This window comes from Mesorhizobium sp. M0088 (assembly GCF_040322895.1).
Taxonomy (GTDB): domain Bacteria; phylum Pseudomonadota; class Alphaproteobacteria; order Rhizobiales; family Rhizobiaceae; genus Mesorhizobium.
In genome coordinates this window covers 234,261-252,037 of the sequence record NZ_JAMYUI010000007.1, presented here as the reverse complement: position 1 = coordinate 252,037, position 17,777 = coordinate 234,261, and the positions used below count along the sequence as shown (strand labels likewise).

Sequence of the window (17,777 nt, the reverse complement as noted above, 5' to 3'; positions counted from 1 at the left end):
CCCGCCCCCCCGCCCCCCCCCCCCCCCCCCCCCCCCCCCCCCCCCCCCCCCCCCCCCCCCCCCCCCCCCCCCCCCCCCCCCCGACCCGGAATTCTCTCGCCTTTTGTCAACTCACGCCGGCAAATGCACCTGCCATGAGCAGGTCAGGGAAATAGCCCGCCGGCTTGTAGCCGACGGCCTGGCCCCCGGTAAGGCCGCCCTGGATTTCCGGACCGAAGAACGAGTACGGGAACGGCGTGACCGGCAGGCTGACTGCGTCGAGCCTTGCCAGGAGCTCTTGGGGAATCTCGAAATCGAGCGCACCGAGATTGTCCCTGAGCTGATCGAGCCTCGTCGCACCGATGATCACCGAAGCGACACCGGGCCGCGTTGCCGCCCAGTTCAAGGCGATTTGGGCCATGCCGCGGCCAAGTTTGCCGGCGAGCTTTTCCAGTTCGGCAACGATTGCCCAGTTGCGGTCGGTGAATTTCTGGAAGCCGGGATTGGTCGAACCGCGCATCGCCTCCAGCCTGCCGCCGGCGTTGCTGATTGTATCTGAACGATATTTGCCGCTCAGCAAGCCGCTGGCCAGCGGGCTCCAGACCATGATGCCGGCGCCATAGCGCGTGCCGAACGGCACGAATTCATGCTCTATGTTGCGCTCGACCAACGAATATTCGAGCTGCAGCGCCGAAACCGGTTCATAGCCGCGCTGCTCGGCGATGGACTGCGCCCTGCTCGCGTACCAGGCGGGGACGTCGGAGAGACCGACATGGCGGATCTTTCCGGCGCGTACCAGATCGTCCAGCGTCCGCATCACCTCTTCCGGTGAAGTCAGCCTGTCCCAGGCATGCAGGACATAGAGGTCGATATAATCGGTGCCGAGCCGCTTCAGCGAGCCTTCGACGGCGCGGATGATGTTCTTGCGGCCGTTGCCGCCGGCATTCGGATTGCCCTGCTCCAGATTCATGCTGAACTTGGTGCTGATCACCGCTCTGTCGCGCAGACCGCGTTCGGCTATGAACTCGCCAAGCCAGGTCTCGGAGGTGCCGCCGGTATAGGCATCGGCCGTATCGAAGAAATTGCCGCCTGCCTCGACATAGGCATCGACCAGGGCGCGGGCCGTCTCCTTGTCGGCGCCCCAGCCCCATTCGGTGCCGAAGGTCATGGTTCCGAGCGCCAGCCGGGTGACACGAAGCCCGCTGCTGCCAAGGGTGTAGAAGGGCATGGTCATGATGTCGCTCCGATCCTGATCCAATCTTCAATGCCGATCCTGTCCGGGGGTCGTCTTGACCCACGGGTTGCCGCGTTCATGCGTCATGCGGAATGTGAAGCCGTCCACGCTCCAGTCGGCTCCCGAACGGGTCAGGTGGTGTTCGTAGGTGCCCCAGACTTCCCATAGCGGTTCGCCATTGCCTTCCATCCGGTTCCAGGCGTAGCCGTTGGAGGAGACAGTCGCGGCGTCGCCGTCGATGGCGACCTGATGGTTGGTGCGCAGGTGCAGGCTGGTCTTGTTGCCCCTGAGGTTGGCGGCCCAGGTCCCGATCAGGTCGTCCGACGCGATGGTGGCCGCAGGCTGCCCACTCAGGCTGCTGAAGTCGACGGTGACGCGGTCGGCGAAGTAACTACGGGCGAGCCGCCAATCCTGGGCATCGACCGCGCGGTCGATGGCATCGGCGATGCGTATGACGGCGCGCTCATCGGCGAGCGTGATTTCAGGGGACGATTCGGCTCCGCCGGCATCGACCGGCGCCAGCGCGATACCCGCCGCGAAGGTGGCATACCTCAATGCATTCATGTCTCTTCTCCTTTGCGCATCGGCCCGTCGCCGGTTTGCTGGCGACAATGTGGGCCAACAGGCCGGCATCGAAAAGATTGCATTATTCGCATGGACTATGCGATATTATGCATGAATGGATCGCGACCTGCTCAGCCACCTTCCCGTTATCGTCGCCGTGGCGCGGCGAGGCGGCTTTGCGCTTGCCGCTGCCGAACTCGGCATGAGCCCTTCGGCGGTCAGCCACGCTGTACGCCTTGTGGAGGAGCGCATCGGCCAGCCGCTCTTTGCCCGCACGACCCGCAGCGTATCGCTGACCGAGGCCGGTCAGGCGCTTGTCGCGACGGCCGAGCCCGCGCTGCAGGATATCGCCGAGCGGATGGAGCGTATCCGCGGCATCAAGGGTCGCCCGGCGGGACTGCTCAGAATCAATGTATCACATATCGCCGTCCCGATGGCGGTGACGCCGGTGGTGACGGCCATGGCCGAGCGCTATCCGGATGTGACAGTGGAAATCTTTGCCAATGAAGGATTGGTCGATATCGTCAGCGAAGGCTTTGACGCCGGCATCAGACTTGGCGAAATGATCGCGCAGGACATGATCGCGATCCGGATGACCCCGCCATTCCAGGTGATCATCGTAGCGTCACCAGCCTATATCGGCCGGCATGGCCGCCCGCACAGCCTGGCCGATCTCGCCGCCCACAATTGCATCGGCTACCGTCTGGTGCGATCCGGCGCGGTCTATCGTTGGGATTTGACGGAGGACGGCAAGGACGTGGCCGTGGAAACGCGCGGCACCGCCATCGTCACCGATTCGCTTGCCGCGATCGACCTGGCGCTGTCGGGAATGGGACTGGCCTATGTGTTCGAGCCGCTGGTGCGCGCCGACCTGGCCGCTGGTCGGCTTGTCCAGGTGTTGCCGCAGTCGGCAATCGAGGAACCAGGCCTGTTTCTCTACTTTCCGCGCCGGGCGGCAATGGCACCGAAGCTGCGCGCCTTTGTCGACATCACACAAGAAATCGGCCGGACACCCTCGCGAGCGCCCGGCCGAGTTGCCTGAGCCGAAAAGCTGCTTGGCAGCTTACTTCTTGACCGCTGCAGCGACTTCCGCGGCGAAATCGGTCTCTTCCTTCTCGATGCCCTCGCCCAGCGCAAAGCGCAGGTAGGCGGTGATCTTGGCCGGGGCGCCGATGTCCTTCTCGGCATCCTTCAGCGCCTTCTCGACAGTGATGTCGGGATTGAGCACGAAGGCCTGCTTCAGGAGCACGACTTCCTCGTAGAACTTGCGCAGACGGCCCTCGACCATCTTCTCGATGATCGCTTCCGGCTTGCCGGACTGGCGCGCCTGGTCGGAGAAGATCGCCTTCTCGCGTTCGACCGCGGCCGGATCGATCTGCTCTGCGGTCAGCGCCAGAGGGTTGGTGGCGGCAACATGCATGGCCACCTGGCGGCCAAAGGCGTTGGCTGCATGCTCATTGCCCGTGGTCTCGATCGCGACCAGCACGCCGAGCTTGCCAAGGCCGTCGGCAACCGCGTTGTGGACGTAGGTAGCGACAGCGCCGTGCGGGACGGTGAGCTTGGCCGAGCGGCGGAAGCCCATGTTTTCGCCGATGGTGCCGACAGCGTCCTTGATGGTGTCGGCAACCGACTTGTCGGAACCTGGATACTTTGCGGCGGCCACAGCCTCCGTCGTGCCATAGGCCAGCGCAACCTTGGCAACGTTGCCGACGATTTCCTGAAACGCGGCGTTGCGGGCCACGAAGTCGGTCTCGGAATTGACTTCCACGACGGCGGCTTCGCGCACGCCATTGTCGACGCCGATCAGACCTTCAGCCGCGGTGCGGCCAGCCTTCTTGTCGGCCTTGGAGATACCCTTCTTGCGCAGCCAGTCGACGGCCTCTTCCATGTTGCCGTTGGTCTCGGTCAACGCGGCCTTGCAATCCATCATGCCCGCGCCGGTCAAGTCGCGGAGTTCTTTGACCTGTGCAGCCGAAATGCTCATTGTCGCCTCTTTGTTTTAAATGCACCGACGCACCATCGGTATTCAATGGTGCGTCTGTTAAGCGTGCCAGAATATGAGAAAGATGAAGGCCGCAACCGGCCTTCGATTATCAAGCTTCGGGAGCTTCCGACGCCGGGGCCGGAGCCGGGTCGAGCGCGGGTTCGACCGGAGCTTCGACCGAAGCGCCGATGTCGACGCCGAGCGCGCCCTGCTGGCGGGCGATGCCGTCGATCGCAGCCTTGGCGATCAGATCGCAATAGAGCTGGATGGCGCGGGCCGCGTCGTCATTGCCGGGGATCGGGAAGTCGATCTTGTCCGGATCGCAGTTCGAATCGATGATGGCGACGACCGGGATGCCGAGGCGCTTGGCCTCGAGGATGGCGATCGCTTCCTTGTTGGTGTCGATGACGAACATCAGGTCGGGCGTCGAGCCCATGTCCTTGATGCCGCCCAGCGCCTTGTCGAGCTTCTCGCGCTCGCGGTCGAGGTTCAGGCGTTCCTTCTTGGTCAATCCTTGCGCCTCGCCGGCCAGCATCTCGTCGAGCTTGCGCAGGCGCTGGATCGAATTCGAGATCGTCTTCCAGTTGGTCAGCATGCCACCGAGCCAACGCGAGTTGACATAATACTGAGCCGAACGCTGTGCAGCATCGGCGACGATGTCGGACGCCTGGCGCTTGGTGCCGACGAACAGCACGCGGCCACCCTTGGCGACGGTGTCGGAAACCTGCTTAAGCGCCTGGTGCAGCAAAGGCACCGTCTGCGACAGGTCGATGATATGGATGTTGTTGCGGGCGCCATAGATGTAGGGCGCCATCTTCGGGTTCCAGCGGTGGGTCTGGTGGCCGAAGTGAATGCCAGCTTCCAAAAGCTGGCGCATGCTGAAATCAGGCAGTGCCATTCAAAGTTCCTTTCCGGTTAGCCTCCACGGACACAGGCATTTTTGGACTTTGTCCTCGAACGCCACCGGAGGTTTCAGCCGGATTTCTCCCGGGCAGACACCAAAGTCCGTGTGTGGAATGAGCGCGCATATAGAGGGGATGCGCGATAAACGCAAGCGCCGCGGGATCTGTGATGCGGCGTGCGACGATCCGCGCCCTGCCGTCAGCGCTTGATCTTCCCGTTCGGCACTCGCACTCGCCGGAAGACCGCGACGATCTCCTCGCGGCTGCATTCGATGGCGCCGAGCCGCACCGCACGGTCGCGCTCGAAGCCGGTTATGTCATAATGCGGCGCCGATGTCTTGGGCGGCCCCTGGTAGGATGAGCGCTTGACGCCGAGCCGGGCGGCAAAGCGATGCAACTCGTCGGTGTCGTCGGCCAACAGATGGCACCAGCGATGGCCGGCCCAGTTCCAGATCGCTGCGTCGACATAGACCGCCATGAAGCTTGCTGTTTGCCTTCCATCCTCCACCACAGCGGGCCACGTGGCCCGTCAGGATGTCAGGGACGATAGAATGGATTCGGATAGAAAATGAAGCCGCCATTGGCCGCAAGCTCGGCCACAATGTTGGTGACCGTATCCTGCATGCGACGGCGCAGTTCGGCAACCGCATCGTCGATCGAGCCCGCATGCTCATGCAAGCCCAGTGCCTCCGGCACCCGGATGTGGGCGCAACGCGGCCCGGCCGGCTGCGGAATGAACCGGTTTATCGTGTCGCGCAGCCCGCTTCGACAATAGTCGTTGCGGATCCGCTTCAGATGTTCGGCGATCTGCTCCTGCGTGATGCGCGGATTGGCGCAGGCCCAGGGTCCGACGCGCTGCAGCCTCTGAACCCTATCGGCGAGCGCGCGGACCTGCCTTTGCCGTTCCGCATCGTCGGTGTTTTCGCGCTGCCAGCGACGCGCACGCCGCAGAAGCTCTGCGGTGTCGGTTATGGCAGCGTCGAATGAGATGCTTTCGCCGAGTCGGCGGCCGAGTTCAGCAACCAACGCCTGCTGGCGCTCGGCATAGGTTGCGCCTTCGTCGGATGGCATGCCCGATGCTGCTTCATCGCGGGCCAGCAGCGCCGAATAGACATGGTGGATGCGCTGCGGCAGCGTGTCGGTCGCAAGGCGTTCTATTTTCAGGCTTTTCTCGACATAAGCGCATTCCTTCGCCAGCGCCGCTTCGACATTCCCGGTGAAGGCGAGCTTCCAGACGACTGGCGCGATCCAGACCTTGAAATCGGAATCCGTGGCCCGGCCGCGCTTGAGGGCCTCCAGCCCCATCTCGATGGCACCCGGCAGCAAAGGCGCAACGACATTGGCATGCCAGCCGACGCCGCCTTCGGGATGCAGCAGCACGCCATGGCCTTTCAAGGCCCAGGCGATGGAGTGTTCCTTGGCTGCCCCGCTGTTGCCGGGAATCTGAGCGATGAGGTTGTTGGCCAGCCAGAACTTCTGCATCAGCCGGCCAAGGCCGTTGACGACACCATTGGTTGCCCATGAGGCCGTGAGCGGGCTGACCTGCGACACGATTTCCTTGTCGATCATCCAGTCGGTGAAGAACTCGGGATGATTGGGCGTGATGAAGGTCGCCTTCCCTGCCCCGCAACTGGCCTTCAGCCGCTCAAGGTCGGCGTGGGGAAAGTCGATATGGCGGACATTTGAGACGCCGCGCAGACCGGCCAGGCGATTGAACGGCAAGATATCCCGAAATCCGGGAATGCCGCGGAGCATGACGATCCGGTTGACGGATGTCATGGCCCTGATCAGTGCCGGGTTGGGCCGCGGCGCCACGAATGTATCGATCCTGCTCAAGCTGATCCCCCTCGCGCCTGGACGCCGGGGAGAGGTTGAGAGACGATTGCGGCACGTTCAAGTCGATCGTTACGACCACGCCGTGTCGTGGTAAATCAACTGCCTAGACCGGCACTATTTGGCGGGACAGGGTTTCGTCTGGTCGAACAGCGACAGGTTGACCAGCTTGCCGGTCATCGAGAAGTCGCCATAGTCCATGACGAGATCGCGGGTGATGCCGTTCTCATGCAGCTTGAAGCTGATACGGTATTCCGGCACCTCTTCGCCCGTCTTGTTGGTGTCGTCGAAATAGGCGATGTCGACCGGCCAGTATTTGTCGGTAGCGAGCTTTGCCAGTGCCGAAGCTTCCGGGTCGGCCTTGTCGGCATCGGTTTTCTTGCCGACCACGACGGTGGTGGTCATCACCTTGTTGGCGTCTTCGGAACCGTCGAACAGGTTGGTTTCGTAAAAATTCTCGCCCTTTTCGGCCTTGCCGATCAGCTCGACCAGATGCTGGGTCGGGAATTGGGTTGTCGCCAGCTCGACGCTGTTCTTTTCAGGCTTGTCGATGTCGACCTTCAGGCCCTTGGTCTCTTTGGTGGCGATGCCCTTGACCTCCTTGTCGAGATTCTGGTCGACGAAGGATTTTGTCACGAACGAAAATGTCTTGCCTTCGGCGTCCTCGAAAGTGGTCGTCTGCTGGTCGGTCAGCCTGGTGTTGTCGGCGGCGACGATCTGGGTGACGAAGCGGAATTTCACCGTATAGCCTTCGCAGGCCGAGCCATTGAACTCATAGACCATGCGGCCGGATATGCCTGTGATGCCGGACTGATCGGACGCTTTTTTCAAGGTAAGATCGTAGACGGCGCGGTGGGCTTGCAACGCCGGCGCTGCGAAGGCAGGGCCTATCGAGAAGACCCCCGACAACAGGACGGCATGGAATGCGAGGCGCGTTGCGCGCATGAGGTACTCCGATCGTCGCGACTGATGGCAGGCCGCAGGGAAAGATGGTCCAGCTTAAAAAAAGTCGTGGCGGAAGCGAGGCAAAAATAGCAATTTCGGCCCGGCCGGCGCGGCGTCACCAAGCAATAGGGAAATACCATGAGTGAAACAATCGAAAAGCGGCTAAGCGATCTGGGTGTGACGCTTCCCGTCGCCGCCGCGCCCGCCGCCAACTACGTGCCCTATTGCCGGACCGGCAATCTGCTGTTCACCGCCGGACAATTGCCGCTCAAGGACGGCAAGCTGCAGGCGAGCGGGCTGTTAGGTCGCGATCTCGATACCGCAGGTGGCAAGGATGCGGCAAAATACTGCGCGATCAACATCCTGGCGCAGGCCAAGGCAGCACTCGGCGACCTCGAGAAGATTAGCCGTCTGGTGAAGATCACCGTTTTCGTCGCCTCGACACCTGAGTTCGCCGAGCAGCATCTGGTTGCCAACGGCGCCTCCGATTTCCTGGTGGCGGCCCTTGGCGAGCGTGGCAAGCATGCGCGCTCCGCCGTCGGCACCGCCTGCCTGCCGCTTAATGCCGCAGTGGAAATCGAAGCCGTCTTCGAAATCGAATGAGCCAGGGGACAGATATGACCGACCTATCCTGGCTGACCGCCCGGCCCGTCGCCCATCGCGGCTTCCACGACATGAACAAGACGCGCTGGGAAAACACGCTGTCAGCCTTCGCTGCGGCCGCCGAACGCGGCTATGCCATCGAATGCGACGTCCACCTGTCGTCCGACCGCGTTCCTGTCATCATCCATGACGGAGATCTCAAGCGCCTGACTGGCCAGGAGGGTTTCGTCTGGCAGCGCACCGCAGCAGAACTCGCGGCGCTCAGGGTCGGTGGCACGGCGGACCATGTGCCGACGCTGCAGGAAATGCTCCACCTGGTCGACGGCCGCGTGCCATTGGTGGTCGAGTTGAAAGGCACGCCCGGCTATGACGAAGGCCTGGTGGCAAGCGTCGGCAAGATGCTCAAGCGCTACAAGGGCAAGGCGGCGATCATGTCGTTCGACCACTGGCTGGTCCGCGATTTTCCGAAAGACGCGCCGGGTATCCCCGGGGGTCTCACCGCCTACGGCAAGGACGTCGGGCTGATCGAGGCGCATTTCGCCATGCTGGCGCACGACATCGCCTTCACCTCCTACGCGGCCGGCGACCTGCCGAACCCATTCGTCAGCTTCGTGCGCGAAAGGCTGAAAATGCCTGTTATCACCTGGACGGTGCACGACCAGCCGGCGGTCGACCTGACCTTCAGATATGCCGACCAGATGACGTTCGAGGGGTTCGAGCCCGATCTGGTCAAAGTCGCCTGAGTGTCTGAAACGTGACTTGTACCAGGCCGGACGGAGCTTAAATAAGCCTCATGGATCAGGGCGACGAGGGTGACGGACAAACGGCCAATGCTGACTATTCGATCCGCGTCGCCGCCGGCATTGGCGCCTTCACCTGTGATGAATGGAACGGCTTTGCCGGAACCGCGCGCGGAGATTCAGAAACCAGTTACAATCCTTTGGTTTCCTTCGCTTTTCTAAGCGCACTCGAAGATTCTGGATGCGCCGTGCGGCGCACCGGCTGGCAGGGCCATCACCTCAGGCTGGAGGACGGGCAAGGCAGATTGCTGGGCGCGGTGCCCTGTTATCTCAAATCGCACAGCCAGGGCGAATATGTGTTCGATCATGGCTGGTCGGATGCCTTCGAGCGCGCCGGCGGCCGTTACTATCCCAAACTGCAAAGTGCCGTGCCGTTCTCCCCGGTCACCGGCCCTCGCCTGCTGGTCAGCAAAGGCGAGGACAGCGCCAAAGTGAAGGCCGGTCTCGCGGCGGGCCTGAAGGCGGTGACGCAAAAACTCGGCGTCTCTTCCGCGCATGTCACCTTCGCGCAAGAGAGCGATGTGGAGGTGCTGGAAGCGGCAGGCTTCCTGCACCGCACCGACCAACAATTCCATTTCTTCAACGAAGGCTTGTCGACCTATGACGACTTCCTCGCCACCCTTGCCTCGCGCAAGCGAAAGGCGATGAAGAAGGAAAGGCGCGAAGCGCTTGCCCCAGGCATTTCGATCGATCGGCTGACCGGCAAGGACCTCACGGAGAAGGCCTGGGACGATTTCTTCGCCTTCTACATGGACACCGGCAGCCGCAAATGGGGCCGGCCCTATCTCAACCGTCAATTCTTCTCGCTGATCGGCGAACGCATGGCCGACGACATCCTGCTGGTGATGGCCAGGCGCAATGGCCGCTATATCGCCGGCGCCATCAATTTCATCGGTTCGGACGCACTCTATGGCCGCAACTGGGGCTGCATCGAGGACCATCCTTTCCTGCATTTCGAGGTCTGCTATCACCAGGCGATCGACTTCGCCATCGAACGCAAGCTGAAGGTTGTCGAGGCAGGCGCGCAGGGCGAGCACAAGCTGGCGCGCGGCTACCGGCCGGTGATCATGCATTCCGCGCACTACATTGCGCACCCCGGCCTGCGCAACGCCGTCGCCGACTACCTCAGGCGCGAACGCCACGAGGTGGAGCGGATGAGCGAATATCTGGAAGAGCACACCCCGTTCCGCAAGGATCTCGAGGAGTAGCAACCGCGCCGCCCGATGGTCAATTTTCCAATCGTCTTGCCGACTTTCGGCGGCTTCGCTACACGAAAGGCACAATCTGGAGCGTTCGCCATGATCGAGGCCGCCTACGATACCGACAACATCTTCGCCAAGATCCTGCGCGGCGAAATTCCCTCGCACCGTGTCTACGAGGATGAAGCAGTCATCGCCTTCATGGATGTGATGCCGCAGGGGCCGGGCCACACGCTGGTGGTGCCGAAGGCGCCATCGCGCAACCTGCTCGACGCCGACCCGTCAATTTTCGGCCATCTCTTGAGCGTCGTTCAGAAAGTGGCGCTGGCGGTGAAAAAGGCCTTTGGCGCCGACGGCGTCACCATCATGCAGTTCAACGAGCCGGCATCGGGGCAAACCGTCTATCATCTGCACGTACATGTCATTCCGCGCTTCGACGGCATCCCGCTGAAGCCGCACACGGGAGGAATGGAGAAGCCGGAGGTGCTGACCGAAAATGCCGAAAAGATCCGGACTGCACTCAAAAATTGAGAGCGAGAGGTCAGCCGATGTGGCGGACCGGGTAGCGCCGTTCAGCCGAGAAGACGATTCTAGTGCCCGGGCGTGCCGGCGCCGGGACTCAACCGTTTGCAACTCTAATCGTCTGATTAGGAAATATTGAACCGTCTCACGGTAAAATGGTAACGGCGTGGCGAGCTGGGCTTCAAAACCATGGAACATTCGGTTGCGGCATCGGCCCCACTGACGGGGGCCATTGTCGGACGTGCTTTTCCTGGCATTGGCGGATGCCTTTTGGCGACACCGGCTGCTGCACGCTATGGCTACCGCTGCGCTGCTTCTGGCAAGCGCAGTCGGGTGGCACACTGGAAACATGCCGGATTTCGGCGTTCTGGCGGAATACGCCGAGTATCTTTTCATCGCCTTCTGGATTTGCGGCTCAGCCCTTGCACTTGGGACGCTTTTCCACCTTGCGCTGGTCCAGCGGGAAACCGAACCGCTGCACACCTTCCTCAAGTCACTGGGTAGATTCTTTGGCGATGCCGAACGCATTGCCAACAGCCTGAATGGCCTGGGTGCGGGTCTTGCCTTCATATCCGCGATCGGTGTGTTGAAGGGAGCCATTGCAATCCTCTCTCCGTTCGCATGGGACAAAGCATTGGCTCACGCCGATCGCATCCTGCATTTCGGTCGAGCCCCGCACGAATGGTTGTGGTTTGTCGTCCAGTCGCCGCTTGCATTGAAGATCATCAACATCGCGTACAATTTCTGGTTCGTCGTGCTCATCACCGCGGTTTTCACCGTGTGCATCACACGCAAGGATACGAAGCTGCGTCACCAGTTCCTGATGAGCTTCATGACGGTGTGGACGCTGGGTGGCTTCTTCCTCGCGATGGGCCTGTCGTCGGCTGGCCCCTGCTTTTACGAGCGATTGGGGTTCGGCAACGACTTTCACCCCCTCATGCAAGCACTTGCCGTTGCCGATCGCGTCTATCCGATCTGGGCGCTCAGCACGCAGGATATGCTGTGGAGTGGCTATACCGGCGCAACTACCGGCAGCGTCGGCATATCCGCCTTCCCATCCCTGCACGTTGCGATGGCGGTGCTGTTCGCCCTCTATGCAACACGGCGGTCTCGGCTGGCCGGTCTTGTGATGTGGTTATTCGCCGGCGTCATTATGGTCGGTTCCGTCGTGCTTGGCTGGCACTATGCCTTGGATGGCTATGCGGGTGCATTCCTGATGATCGCGATCTGGAAGGTGTGCGGATATTTGCTGACCCGTTTCGCGCCGGACCGCATGGCCGCTGAAATCGAGAGCTCCACGATGCAATCGCCGGCCGTTTGCAGGCTGTAAATTCGCCGATCTGGACGAACCCGCCTGCGGCGGCCATGCCGGTCAAAACGGCTCAAGGGCCGCGCTGGATGGGTTGGATAGTTTCTGAAACGTTGTTGGATACGGTGCTTGCCGAAGCTGCTCTGCGATCGTATCCGCGCACTGCTTCGGGCTCAGGAGCGAGGTATCGACTTCCAGATCGTACACGCCTGGGCGGTGGACCTCCTCCTGCCACAGGCGCACGGGCAACGGCACCGGATCGTCTGATGAGCCGGTCACATATCTCTTGTCCGCCGCGCTGGCGGCACGCCTTTCCATGATGATTTCCAGCGGGCAGCGAACACCGACAAACAGCACCGGCAGACCTACAAGCCGGCGCGCGCAATCGGCCACAATGTGAAGTGGTCTCGAATAGGCGTCGTGATGGCCGATATCCGCCACGACATTCAGCCCCAGCCGGCTGTGGGCGGCGATCGATTCGTAGAGCGCGGCGTATAGTCCGGGCACGAGGGCCTCAAGGTCCGGACGCTCGCCACCGGGCCGCAATCCTATCCCGGGCCGATAGCGTGCCGGCGTAGCCTGCTCGTAAACGTCGACGCCGAGATTGATCCAGACGCCATCGAAGCGCTCCTGAACAGCTCTGGCGATGCTTGTTTTTCCCGATCGCGGCGCACCGTTCAGGATGATGATCTGGCCGCTCATGCCCCTCCTCCTTGCAAACGAAAAAAGCCCCGTTTCCGGGGCTTTTCGACTTTCCTCAAGGTCAGTTCTTTCTGGGCAGTTGCGGGACGAGACTGCGCTTGCCGCCGTCCTTGCCCTTGGCTTCGGGCTTCTGCGCCACCAGCTTCTTGGCCGCCGGCTTCTTCGCTACGGCCTTTCTTGGCTTCGGCGTTTCTTCAGGCTCTTCCTTCTTCGGCTTCACCGGCGCCTCGTCGGCCAGCGATTCGAGCTTCAGGCCGGTCTCGCCGGTTTCCTTCTTCTCGACGGTGACGCGCACCGTGCCGCCCTTCTTGAGCTTGCCGAACAGCACCTCATCGGCCAACGGCTTCTTGATGTGCTCCTGGATCACGCGGCCAAGCGGCCGCGCTCCCATGCGCTCATCATAGCCCTTGTCGGCGAGCCAGGCGATCGCATCCGCCGACAGGTCGAAGGTGACGCCACGCTCTGAGAGCTGGGCCTCCAACTGCATGACGAACTTCTGCACCACCTGATGGATGACCGGCACCGGCAGCGAGCCGAACGGGATGATCGCATCGAGCCGGTTGCGGAACTCCGGCGTGAACAACCGGTTGATCGCCTCGACATCGTCGCCTTCGCGCTTGGTCGAGCCGAAGCCGATCGCCGCGCGCTGCGCATCCGACGCGCCCGCATTGGTGGTCATGATCAGGATCACATTGCGGAAGTCGATCTGCTTGCCGTTATGGTCGGTCAGTTTGCCGTGGTCCATCACCTGCAACAGGATGTTGAACAGGTCCGGATGCGCCTTCTCGACCTCGTCGAGCAACAGCACGCAATGCGGATGCTGGTCGACGCCGTCCGTCAGAAGACCGCCCTGGTCGAAGCCGACATAGCCCGGAGGCGCGCCGATCAGCCGCGAGACGGTGTGGCGTTCCATATATTCCGACATGTCGAAGCGGATCAGCTCGACGCCGAGCGAGGCGGCCAACTGCTTGGCCACTTCGGTCTTGCCGACGCCGGTCGGGCCGGAGAACAGGTAGGAGCCGATCGGCTTCTCCGGTTCGCGCAGGCCGGCACGTGCCAGCTTGATCGCCGAGGTCAGCGCGGTGATCGCAGTGTCCTGGCCATAGACGACGCGCTTCAGCTCGATATCGAGGCCCTGCAGCACCTTCTCGTCATCGGCCGAAACCGTCTTCGGCGGGATGCGGGCCATGGTGGCGATCGTCGCCTCGATCTCCTTGATGCCGATGGTCTTCTTGCGCTTGGCTTCCGGCACCAGCATCTGCGAGGCGCCGGTCTCGTCGATCACGTCGATCGCTTTATCCGGCAGCTTGCGGTCGTTGATGTAGCGTGCCGACAGCTCCACCGAGGCCTTGATCGCCTCGTTGGTGAACTTCACCTTGTGGAACTCCTCATAATAGGGCTTGAGGCCCTTCATGATCTCGATGGCGTCCTCGATGGTCGGCTCGTTGACGTCGATCTTCTGGAAGCGCCGCACCAGGGCACGGTCTTTCTCGAAGAACTGGCGGAATTCCTTGTAGGTGGTCGAGCCGATGCAGCGGATCGCACCCGACGACAGCGCCGGCTTCAACAGGTTGGACGCATCCATGGCGCCGCCTGAAGTAGCCCCTGCCCCGATGACCGTGTGGATCTCGTCGATGAACAGCACGGCGCCAGGATAGTCCTCGAGCTCCTTGACGACCTGCTTCAGCCGTTCCTCGAAATCGCCGCGATAGCGCGTGCCGGCGAGCAGCGTGCCCATGTCGAGCGCGAAGATGGTGGCGTTGTGCAGCACTTCGGGAACGTCGCCCTCGACGATGCGCTTGGCCAGACCCTCGGCGATCGCCGTCTTGCCGACGCCGGGGTCGCCGACATAGAGCGGGTTGTTCTTGGAGCGGCGGCACAGCACCTGGATGGTGCGATTGATCTCGGATTCGCGGCCGATCAGCGGATCGATCTTGCCGGCCTTGGCCTTGTTGTTGAGATTGACGCAATAAGCCGTCAGCGCGTCCTGCTGCTGCTTCTTCTTGCCGCCTTCCTCTTGCGGCTCGGCGCCGTTCTGGCCGCCCTGCTCGTCATCGGCACCGCGCGGCGAGCGTGTCTCCGACGCGCCCGGACGCTTGGCAATGCCGTGCGAGATGTAGTTGACCGCGTCGTAGCGGGTCATCTGCTGTTCCTGCAGGAAATAGGCGGCATGGCTCTCGCGCTCGGCGAAAATGGCGACGAGCACGTTGGCGCCCGACACTTCCTCGCGGCCGGACGACTGCACATGGATCACCGCGCGCTGGATGACGCGCTGGAAACCGGCGGTCGGCTTGGAGTCCTCGTCGTAACCGGTGACGAGGTTGTCCAGCTCGGTGTCGATATAGGTGAGAACCGTGTGCTTGAGCTCATCGAGATCGACATTGCAGGCGCGCATGACGGCGGCCGCCTCGGTGTCGTCGATGAGCGCGAGCAGCAGATGTTCTAGGGTTGCATATTCATGGTGCCGCTCATTGGCGAGCGTCAGCGCCTGGTGAAGCGCCTTTTCCAGGCCTTGGGAGAAAGCCGGCATGTTACCTCACTTCTTCTCCATCACGCATTGCAGCGGATGCTGATTCTGTCGGGCGAAATCCATGACCTGGGACACTTTGGTCTCGGCCACCTCGAATGTATAGACCCCGCACTCGCCCACTCCATGATTGTGAACATGAAGCATGATGCGTGTGGCGGCTTCGCGATCCTTCTGGAAAAAACGCTCCAGCACGTGAACCACGAACTCCATCGGAGTGTAGTCGTCGTTGAGGATGAGGACCCGATAAAGGCTGGGCTTCTTGGTCTTGGTTTTGGTGCGCGTGATGACGGCCGTCCCACGGCCGGCCCCATTGCCGTTACCGTCGCCGTCTTGCATTCGCACCACTCGTCTCGTGGCAGTCAAACCTGAAGTCACGTATTCCTGCCTCTTTCGATTCCCCATGCGAGTTCGACATGTAGGTGTTCGATGTACGATTTTAAGCCCTTCTGGTTAGCTGACAATATGGCTAGGTCACCAACTTGGACGATTTTCGCAATCGTGAAGGGGCGCGAGGCTCTGGAACGGAAATTGACACGAAAAAAGCCCGGCCGCGTTTCCGTGGCCGGGCTTTTTCTCGGGTTCAAAGGCTGAATCTGGGGTCACGTCAGGCGAAATCAGTTCGCCCGGGCAAAATTACTTTGCCTTGGCAACGATCGATTCGAATGGCTTGTAAGCTTCCTTGGCGAGTTCGGCATAGAGATCGCCGATCTTGGTGGCCTCGGCGACGAACGCCTCATAAGACTGCTTGGCGTAGTCCGACTGGATCTCGATCGCCTTTTCCAGCGACTTGGCTGAAAACAGCTTCTCCACAGTGGCGCTGCCGGTTTCAAAACTCTTCTTGGTGTATTCACCAGCCTCGGTGGCAATCGCCTGCGCGCCCTTGGACAGCGACGCGAAGCTCTTCAATCCGGTGTCGGCGAACTCTTTGCCGTATTTGCTGAAGTCCTCATAGGTCTGGGTCATTTCACGATTCCCTTGACGTTTGAAGCGTCCTTCTTCGGGGCGCCCTTGTGCAATGCAAGATAATATATTGTGCGCCGCACAAAAGTCAAGATTTCGCGGGCTTGCGGACCCGCCTGCGCAGCCAATGGCTAAAAATCGAATAAAGAGAACCTCAAGCCCGAAGAAAATGGTGAACGCGGCGGTTACCATAAACGGATTGGTAACGCTGCGCCGGTAGCTTGACCGGAAGCGAGGCAGGACCCTTTGCCGCCTCCAACGCAACGAAGAAATCCAAGGGAAGTACCAGTGCGTAAGGCGTTGTTGGGCATCGTTTCCAAATCCACCTCCCCTCTCAAAACGATGATGATCGTCGCCTTGGCGATGACATTCGTTTTTGGCGACGTTGCCTCGTCGCTGGCGGCCAGGCAGGCGGCCATCGTCGTGGATGCCAAGACCGGCAAGGTGCTTTACTCCGCAGATGCCAACGGCAGGCGCTACCCAGCTTCGCTGACCAAGATGATGACGCTGTATCTGACCTTCGAAGCGATGGCGAAGGGCAAGATCAGCAGGAACACGCCAGTGGTGTTTTCCGCCAAGGCCTCCGCCGAGGCGCCGACGAAACTTGGCGTGAAGCCGGGCGGTTCCGTCACGGTCGAGACCGCGATCCTGTCGATCGTCACCAAATCGGCGAACGACTCGGCCACCGCGCTCGGCGAAATGCTCGGCGGCAATGAAACCACTTTTGCCCGCATGATGACCGCCAAGGCGCGTGCGCTGGGCATGAACGGCACCGTATTTAGAAACGCCAATGGCCTGCCCGACCCCGGCCAGTTCACCACCGCGCGCGACATGGCGACGCTCGGCATCGCGCTGCGCGAGCATTTTCCGCAGTATTACGGCTATTTCTCGCAGCGCTCCTTTCTCTACGGACGCAAGCGCATCAACGGCCACAACCGCCTGCTTGGACGTATCAAGGGTGTCGACGGCATCAAGACGGGCTACACCCGCGCCTCCGGCTTCAACCTCGTCTCGTCGGTTTCCGATGGCAATCGCCGCATCGTCGGCGTGGTCATGGGCGGCACCTCGGGCGGCAGCCGTGACAATCAGATGGCCAACCTGATCAACACCTATCTGCCGAGGGCATCGACTCGCGGCGGTGGCGATCTGGTTGCCAAGGCCGGTGGCAACAACCCGATCACCGCCCTCGCCAAGGTTCTTCTGCCCAAGCATGACGCTCCGACACCGGACGACAAGCCTGTCATAGCGCAGGACGATGCCATCGTTGCCGAGGACGCCACGGTCGCCGAAGACGACACCGCGCAGGCCGAGGAAGCAGCTCCCGTCAAGACCAGAAAGGTCAAGACCGTCATCGTTTCAGCCCCCCAGGTCGCGACGGCCCAGGTGGTAGCGGCCTATGCCGAGCCGACGCCGGCGGCTGTCGACCCGGTCAACACCGCGTCGGTGCCGTCGGGCTGGGCCATTCAGGTCGCCTCGTCGCCCAAGCAGTCCGAGGCCCAGGCCTTTCTCGACAAGACCACCAAGCAGGCGCCCAAGGTGCTGGCGGACGCTTCCGGTTTCACTGTCGCCTTCGACAAGGATGGCGTCACCTATTACCGCGCCCGCTTCGGTGGTTTCGGTTCGAAGACCGCCGCCTGGAAGGCCTGTACCGCTTTGAAGAAGAAGAACATCGAGTGCTACGCCGTCCAGCAGTAGGACGGCGTGCAAGCCA

General features: G+C 61.7%; 18 protein-coding genes. 7 read left to right on the top strand and 11 right to left on the bottom strand.

Annotated elements, in window-relative coordinates; genetic code table 11:
- Positions 1-106: 106 nt before the first annotated feature.
- Positions 107-1,213 carry an aldo/keto reductase gene (locus NKJ67_RS11290; protein WP_352581359.1) on the bottom strand — a complete coding sequence of 369 codons (1,107 nt, stop codon included), beginning with the start codon at positions 1,211-1,213 and terminating at the stop codon, positions 107-109.
- Between the two features lie 27 nt (positions 1,214-1,240).
- The gene (locus tag NKJ67_RS11285) at positions 1,241-1,777 is read right to left on the bottom strand and encodes a nuclear transport factor 2 family protein (protein ID WP_127270206.1); all 537 of its coding nucleotides are present in this window, start codon (positions 1,775-1,777) and stop codon (positions 1,241-1,243) included.
- Between the two features lie 115 nt (positions 1,778-1,892).
- Here NKJ67_RS11285 and NKJ67_RS11280 point away from each other — a divergent pair, with 115 nt between their 5' ends.
- Positions 1,893-2,819: a LysR family transcriptional regulator gene (locus NKJ67_RS11280; protein ID WP_256746406.1), complete on the top strand. Its 927-nt coding sequence runs from the start codon at positions 1,893-1,895 to the stop codon at positions 2,817-2,819.
- A 21-nt stretch (positions 2,820-2,840) separates the two neighbouring features.
- Here the strand turns inward: NKJ67_RS11280 and tsf are convergent, their stop codons facing one another.
- The 5 genes from tsf to NKJ67_RS11255 all read right to left on the bottom strand — a co-directional run bounded on the left by tsf (position 2,841) and on the right by NKJ67_RS11255 (position 7,441).
- Entirely contained in the window at positions 2,841-3,761 is a 921-nt protein-coding gene (gene tsf / locus NKJ67_RS11275; RefSeq protein WP_127321483.1) for a translation elongation factor Ts, read from the bottom strand.
- Positions 3,762-3,870: 109 nt separating this feature from the next.
- Positions 3,871-4,659: a 30S ribosomal protein S2 gene (gene rpsB, locus NKJ67_RS11270; RefSeq protein WP_023812937.1), complete on the bottom strand. Its 789-nt coding sequence runs from the start codon at positions 4,657-4,659 to the stop codon at positions 3,871-3,873.
- A gap of 203 nt (positions 4,660-4,862) precedes the next feature.
- Positions 4,863-5,141 carry a DUF4031 domain-containing protein gene (locus NKJ67_RS11265; protein ID WP_027036667.1) on the bottom strand — a complete coding sequence of 93 codons (279 nt, stop codon included), beginning with the start codon at positions 5,139-5,141 and terminating at the stop codon, positions 4,863-4,865.
- 59 nt (positions 5,142-5,200) lie between these two features.
- Positions 5,201-6,499, bottom strand: a complete 1,299-nt coding sequence (locus tag NKJ67_RS11260; protein ID WP_352581358.1) for a lysophospholipid acyltransferase family protein — start codon at positions 6,497-6,499, stop codon at positions 5,201-5,203.
- Between the two features lie 114 nt (positions 6,500-6,613).
- A complete protein-coding gene (locus NKJ67_RS11255) occupies positions 6,614-7,441 on the bottom strand; it encodes a cell envelope integrity EipB family protein (protein ID WP_352581357.1) in 828 nt (275 codons plus the stop codon).
- Positions 7,442-7,579: 138 nt separating this feature from the next.
- Here NKJ67_RS11255 and NKJ67_RS11250 point away from each other — a divergent pair, with 138 nt between their 5' ends.
- The 5 genes from NKJ67_RS11250 (at position 7,580) to NKJ67_RS11230 (ending at position 11,895) form a co-directional block, all read left to right on the top strand.
- The gene (locus tag NKJ67_RS11250; protein ID WP_127269018.1) at positions 7,580-8,044 is read left to right on the top strand and encodes a RidA family protein; all 465 of its coding nucleotides are present in this window, start codon (positions 7,580-7,582) and stop codon (positions 8,042-8,044) included.
- A gap of 14 nt (positions 8,045-8,058) precedes the next feature.
- Positions 8,059-8,787, top strand: coding sequence for a glycerophosphodiester phosphodiesterase (locus tag NKJ67_RS11245; RefSeq protein WP_352581356.1), 729 nt, complete (start codon positions 8,059-8,061; stop codon positions 8,785-8,787).
- 50 nt (positions 8,788-8,837) lie between these two features.
- A complete protein-coding gene (locus tag NKJ67_RS11240; RefSeq protein WP_352581355.1) occupies positions 8,838-10,052 on the top strand; it encodes a GNAT family N-acetyltransferase in 1,215 nt (404 codons plus the stop codon).
- 93 nt (positions 10,053-10,145) lie between these two features.
- Positions 10,146-10,574: an HIT family protein gene (locus NKJ67_RS11235; protein WP_292335620.1), complete on the top strand. Its 429-nt coding sequence runs from the start codon at positions 10,146-10,148 to the stop codon at positions 10,572-10,574.
- Between the two features lie 232 nt (positions 10,575-10,806).
- Complete coding sequence (locus NKJ67_RS11230) at positions 10,807-11,895, top strand: phosphatase PAP2 family protein (RefSeq protein WP_352581366.1); 1,089 nt, start codon at positions 10,807-10,809, stop codon at positions 11,893-11,895.
- 42 nt (positions 11,896-11,937) lie between these two features.
- Here NKJ67_RS11230 and NKJ67_RS11225 read toward each other — a convergent pair whose 3' ends face one another.
- From NKJ67_RS11225 to NKJ67_RS11210, 4 genes are all read right to left on the bottom strand, one after another.
- Positions 11,938-12,576 (bottom strand): chloramphenicol phosphotransferase CPT family protein, encoded by a 639-nt coding sequence (locus NKJ67_RS11225; protein WP_127270999.1) that lies wholly within the window; start codon positions 12,574-12,576, stop codon positions 11,938-11,940.
- 61 nt (positions 12,577-12,637) lie between these two features.
- On the bottom strand, positions 12,638-15,106 hold the full coding sequence (clpA, locus tag NKJ67_RS11220) for an ATP-dependent Clp protease ATP-binding subunit ClpA (RefSeq protein WP_127258970.1): 2,469 nt from the start codon (positions 15,104-15,106) through the stop codon (positions 12,638-12,640).
- A 6-nt stretch (positions 15,107-15,112) separates the two neighbouring features.
- A complete protein-coding gene (clpS, locus tag NKJ67_RS11215; protein WP_023812950.1) occupies positions 15,113-15,442 on the bottom strand; it encodes an ATP-dependent Clp protease adapter ClpS in 330 nt (109 codons plus the stop codon).
- A gap of 297 nt (positions 15,443-15,739) precedes the next feature.
- Entirely contained in the window at positions 15,740-16,069 is a 330-nt protein-coding gene (locus tag NKJ67_RS11210; RefSeq protein ID WP_013531776.1) for a phasin family protein, read from the bottom strand.
- Between the two features lie 285 nt (positions 16,070-16,354).
- On the opposite strand from NKJ67_RS11210, the gene NKJ67_RS11205 reads away from it, so the two are divergent.
- Positions 16,355-17,761 (top strand): D-alanyl-D-alanine carboxypeptidase, encoded by a 1,407-nt coding sequence (locus NKJ67_RS11205; RefSeq protein ID WP_352581354.1) that lies wholly within the window; start codon positions 16,355-16,357, stop codon positions 17,759-17,761.
- The last annotated feature ends 16 nt before the right edge of the window (positions 17,762-17,777 follow it).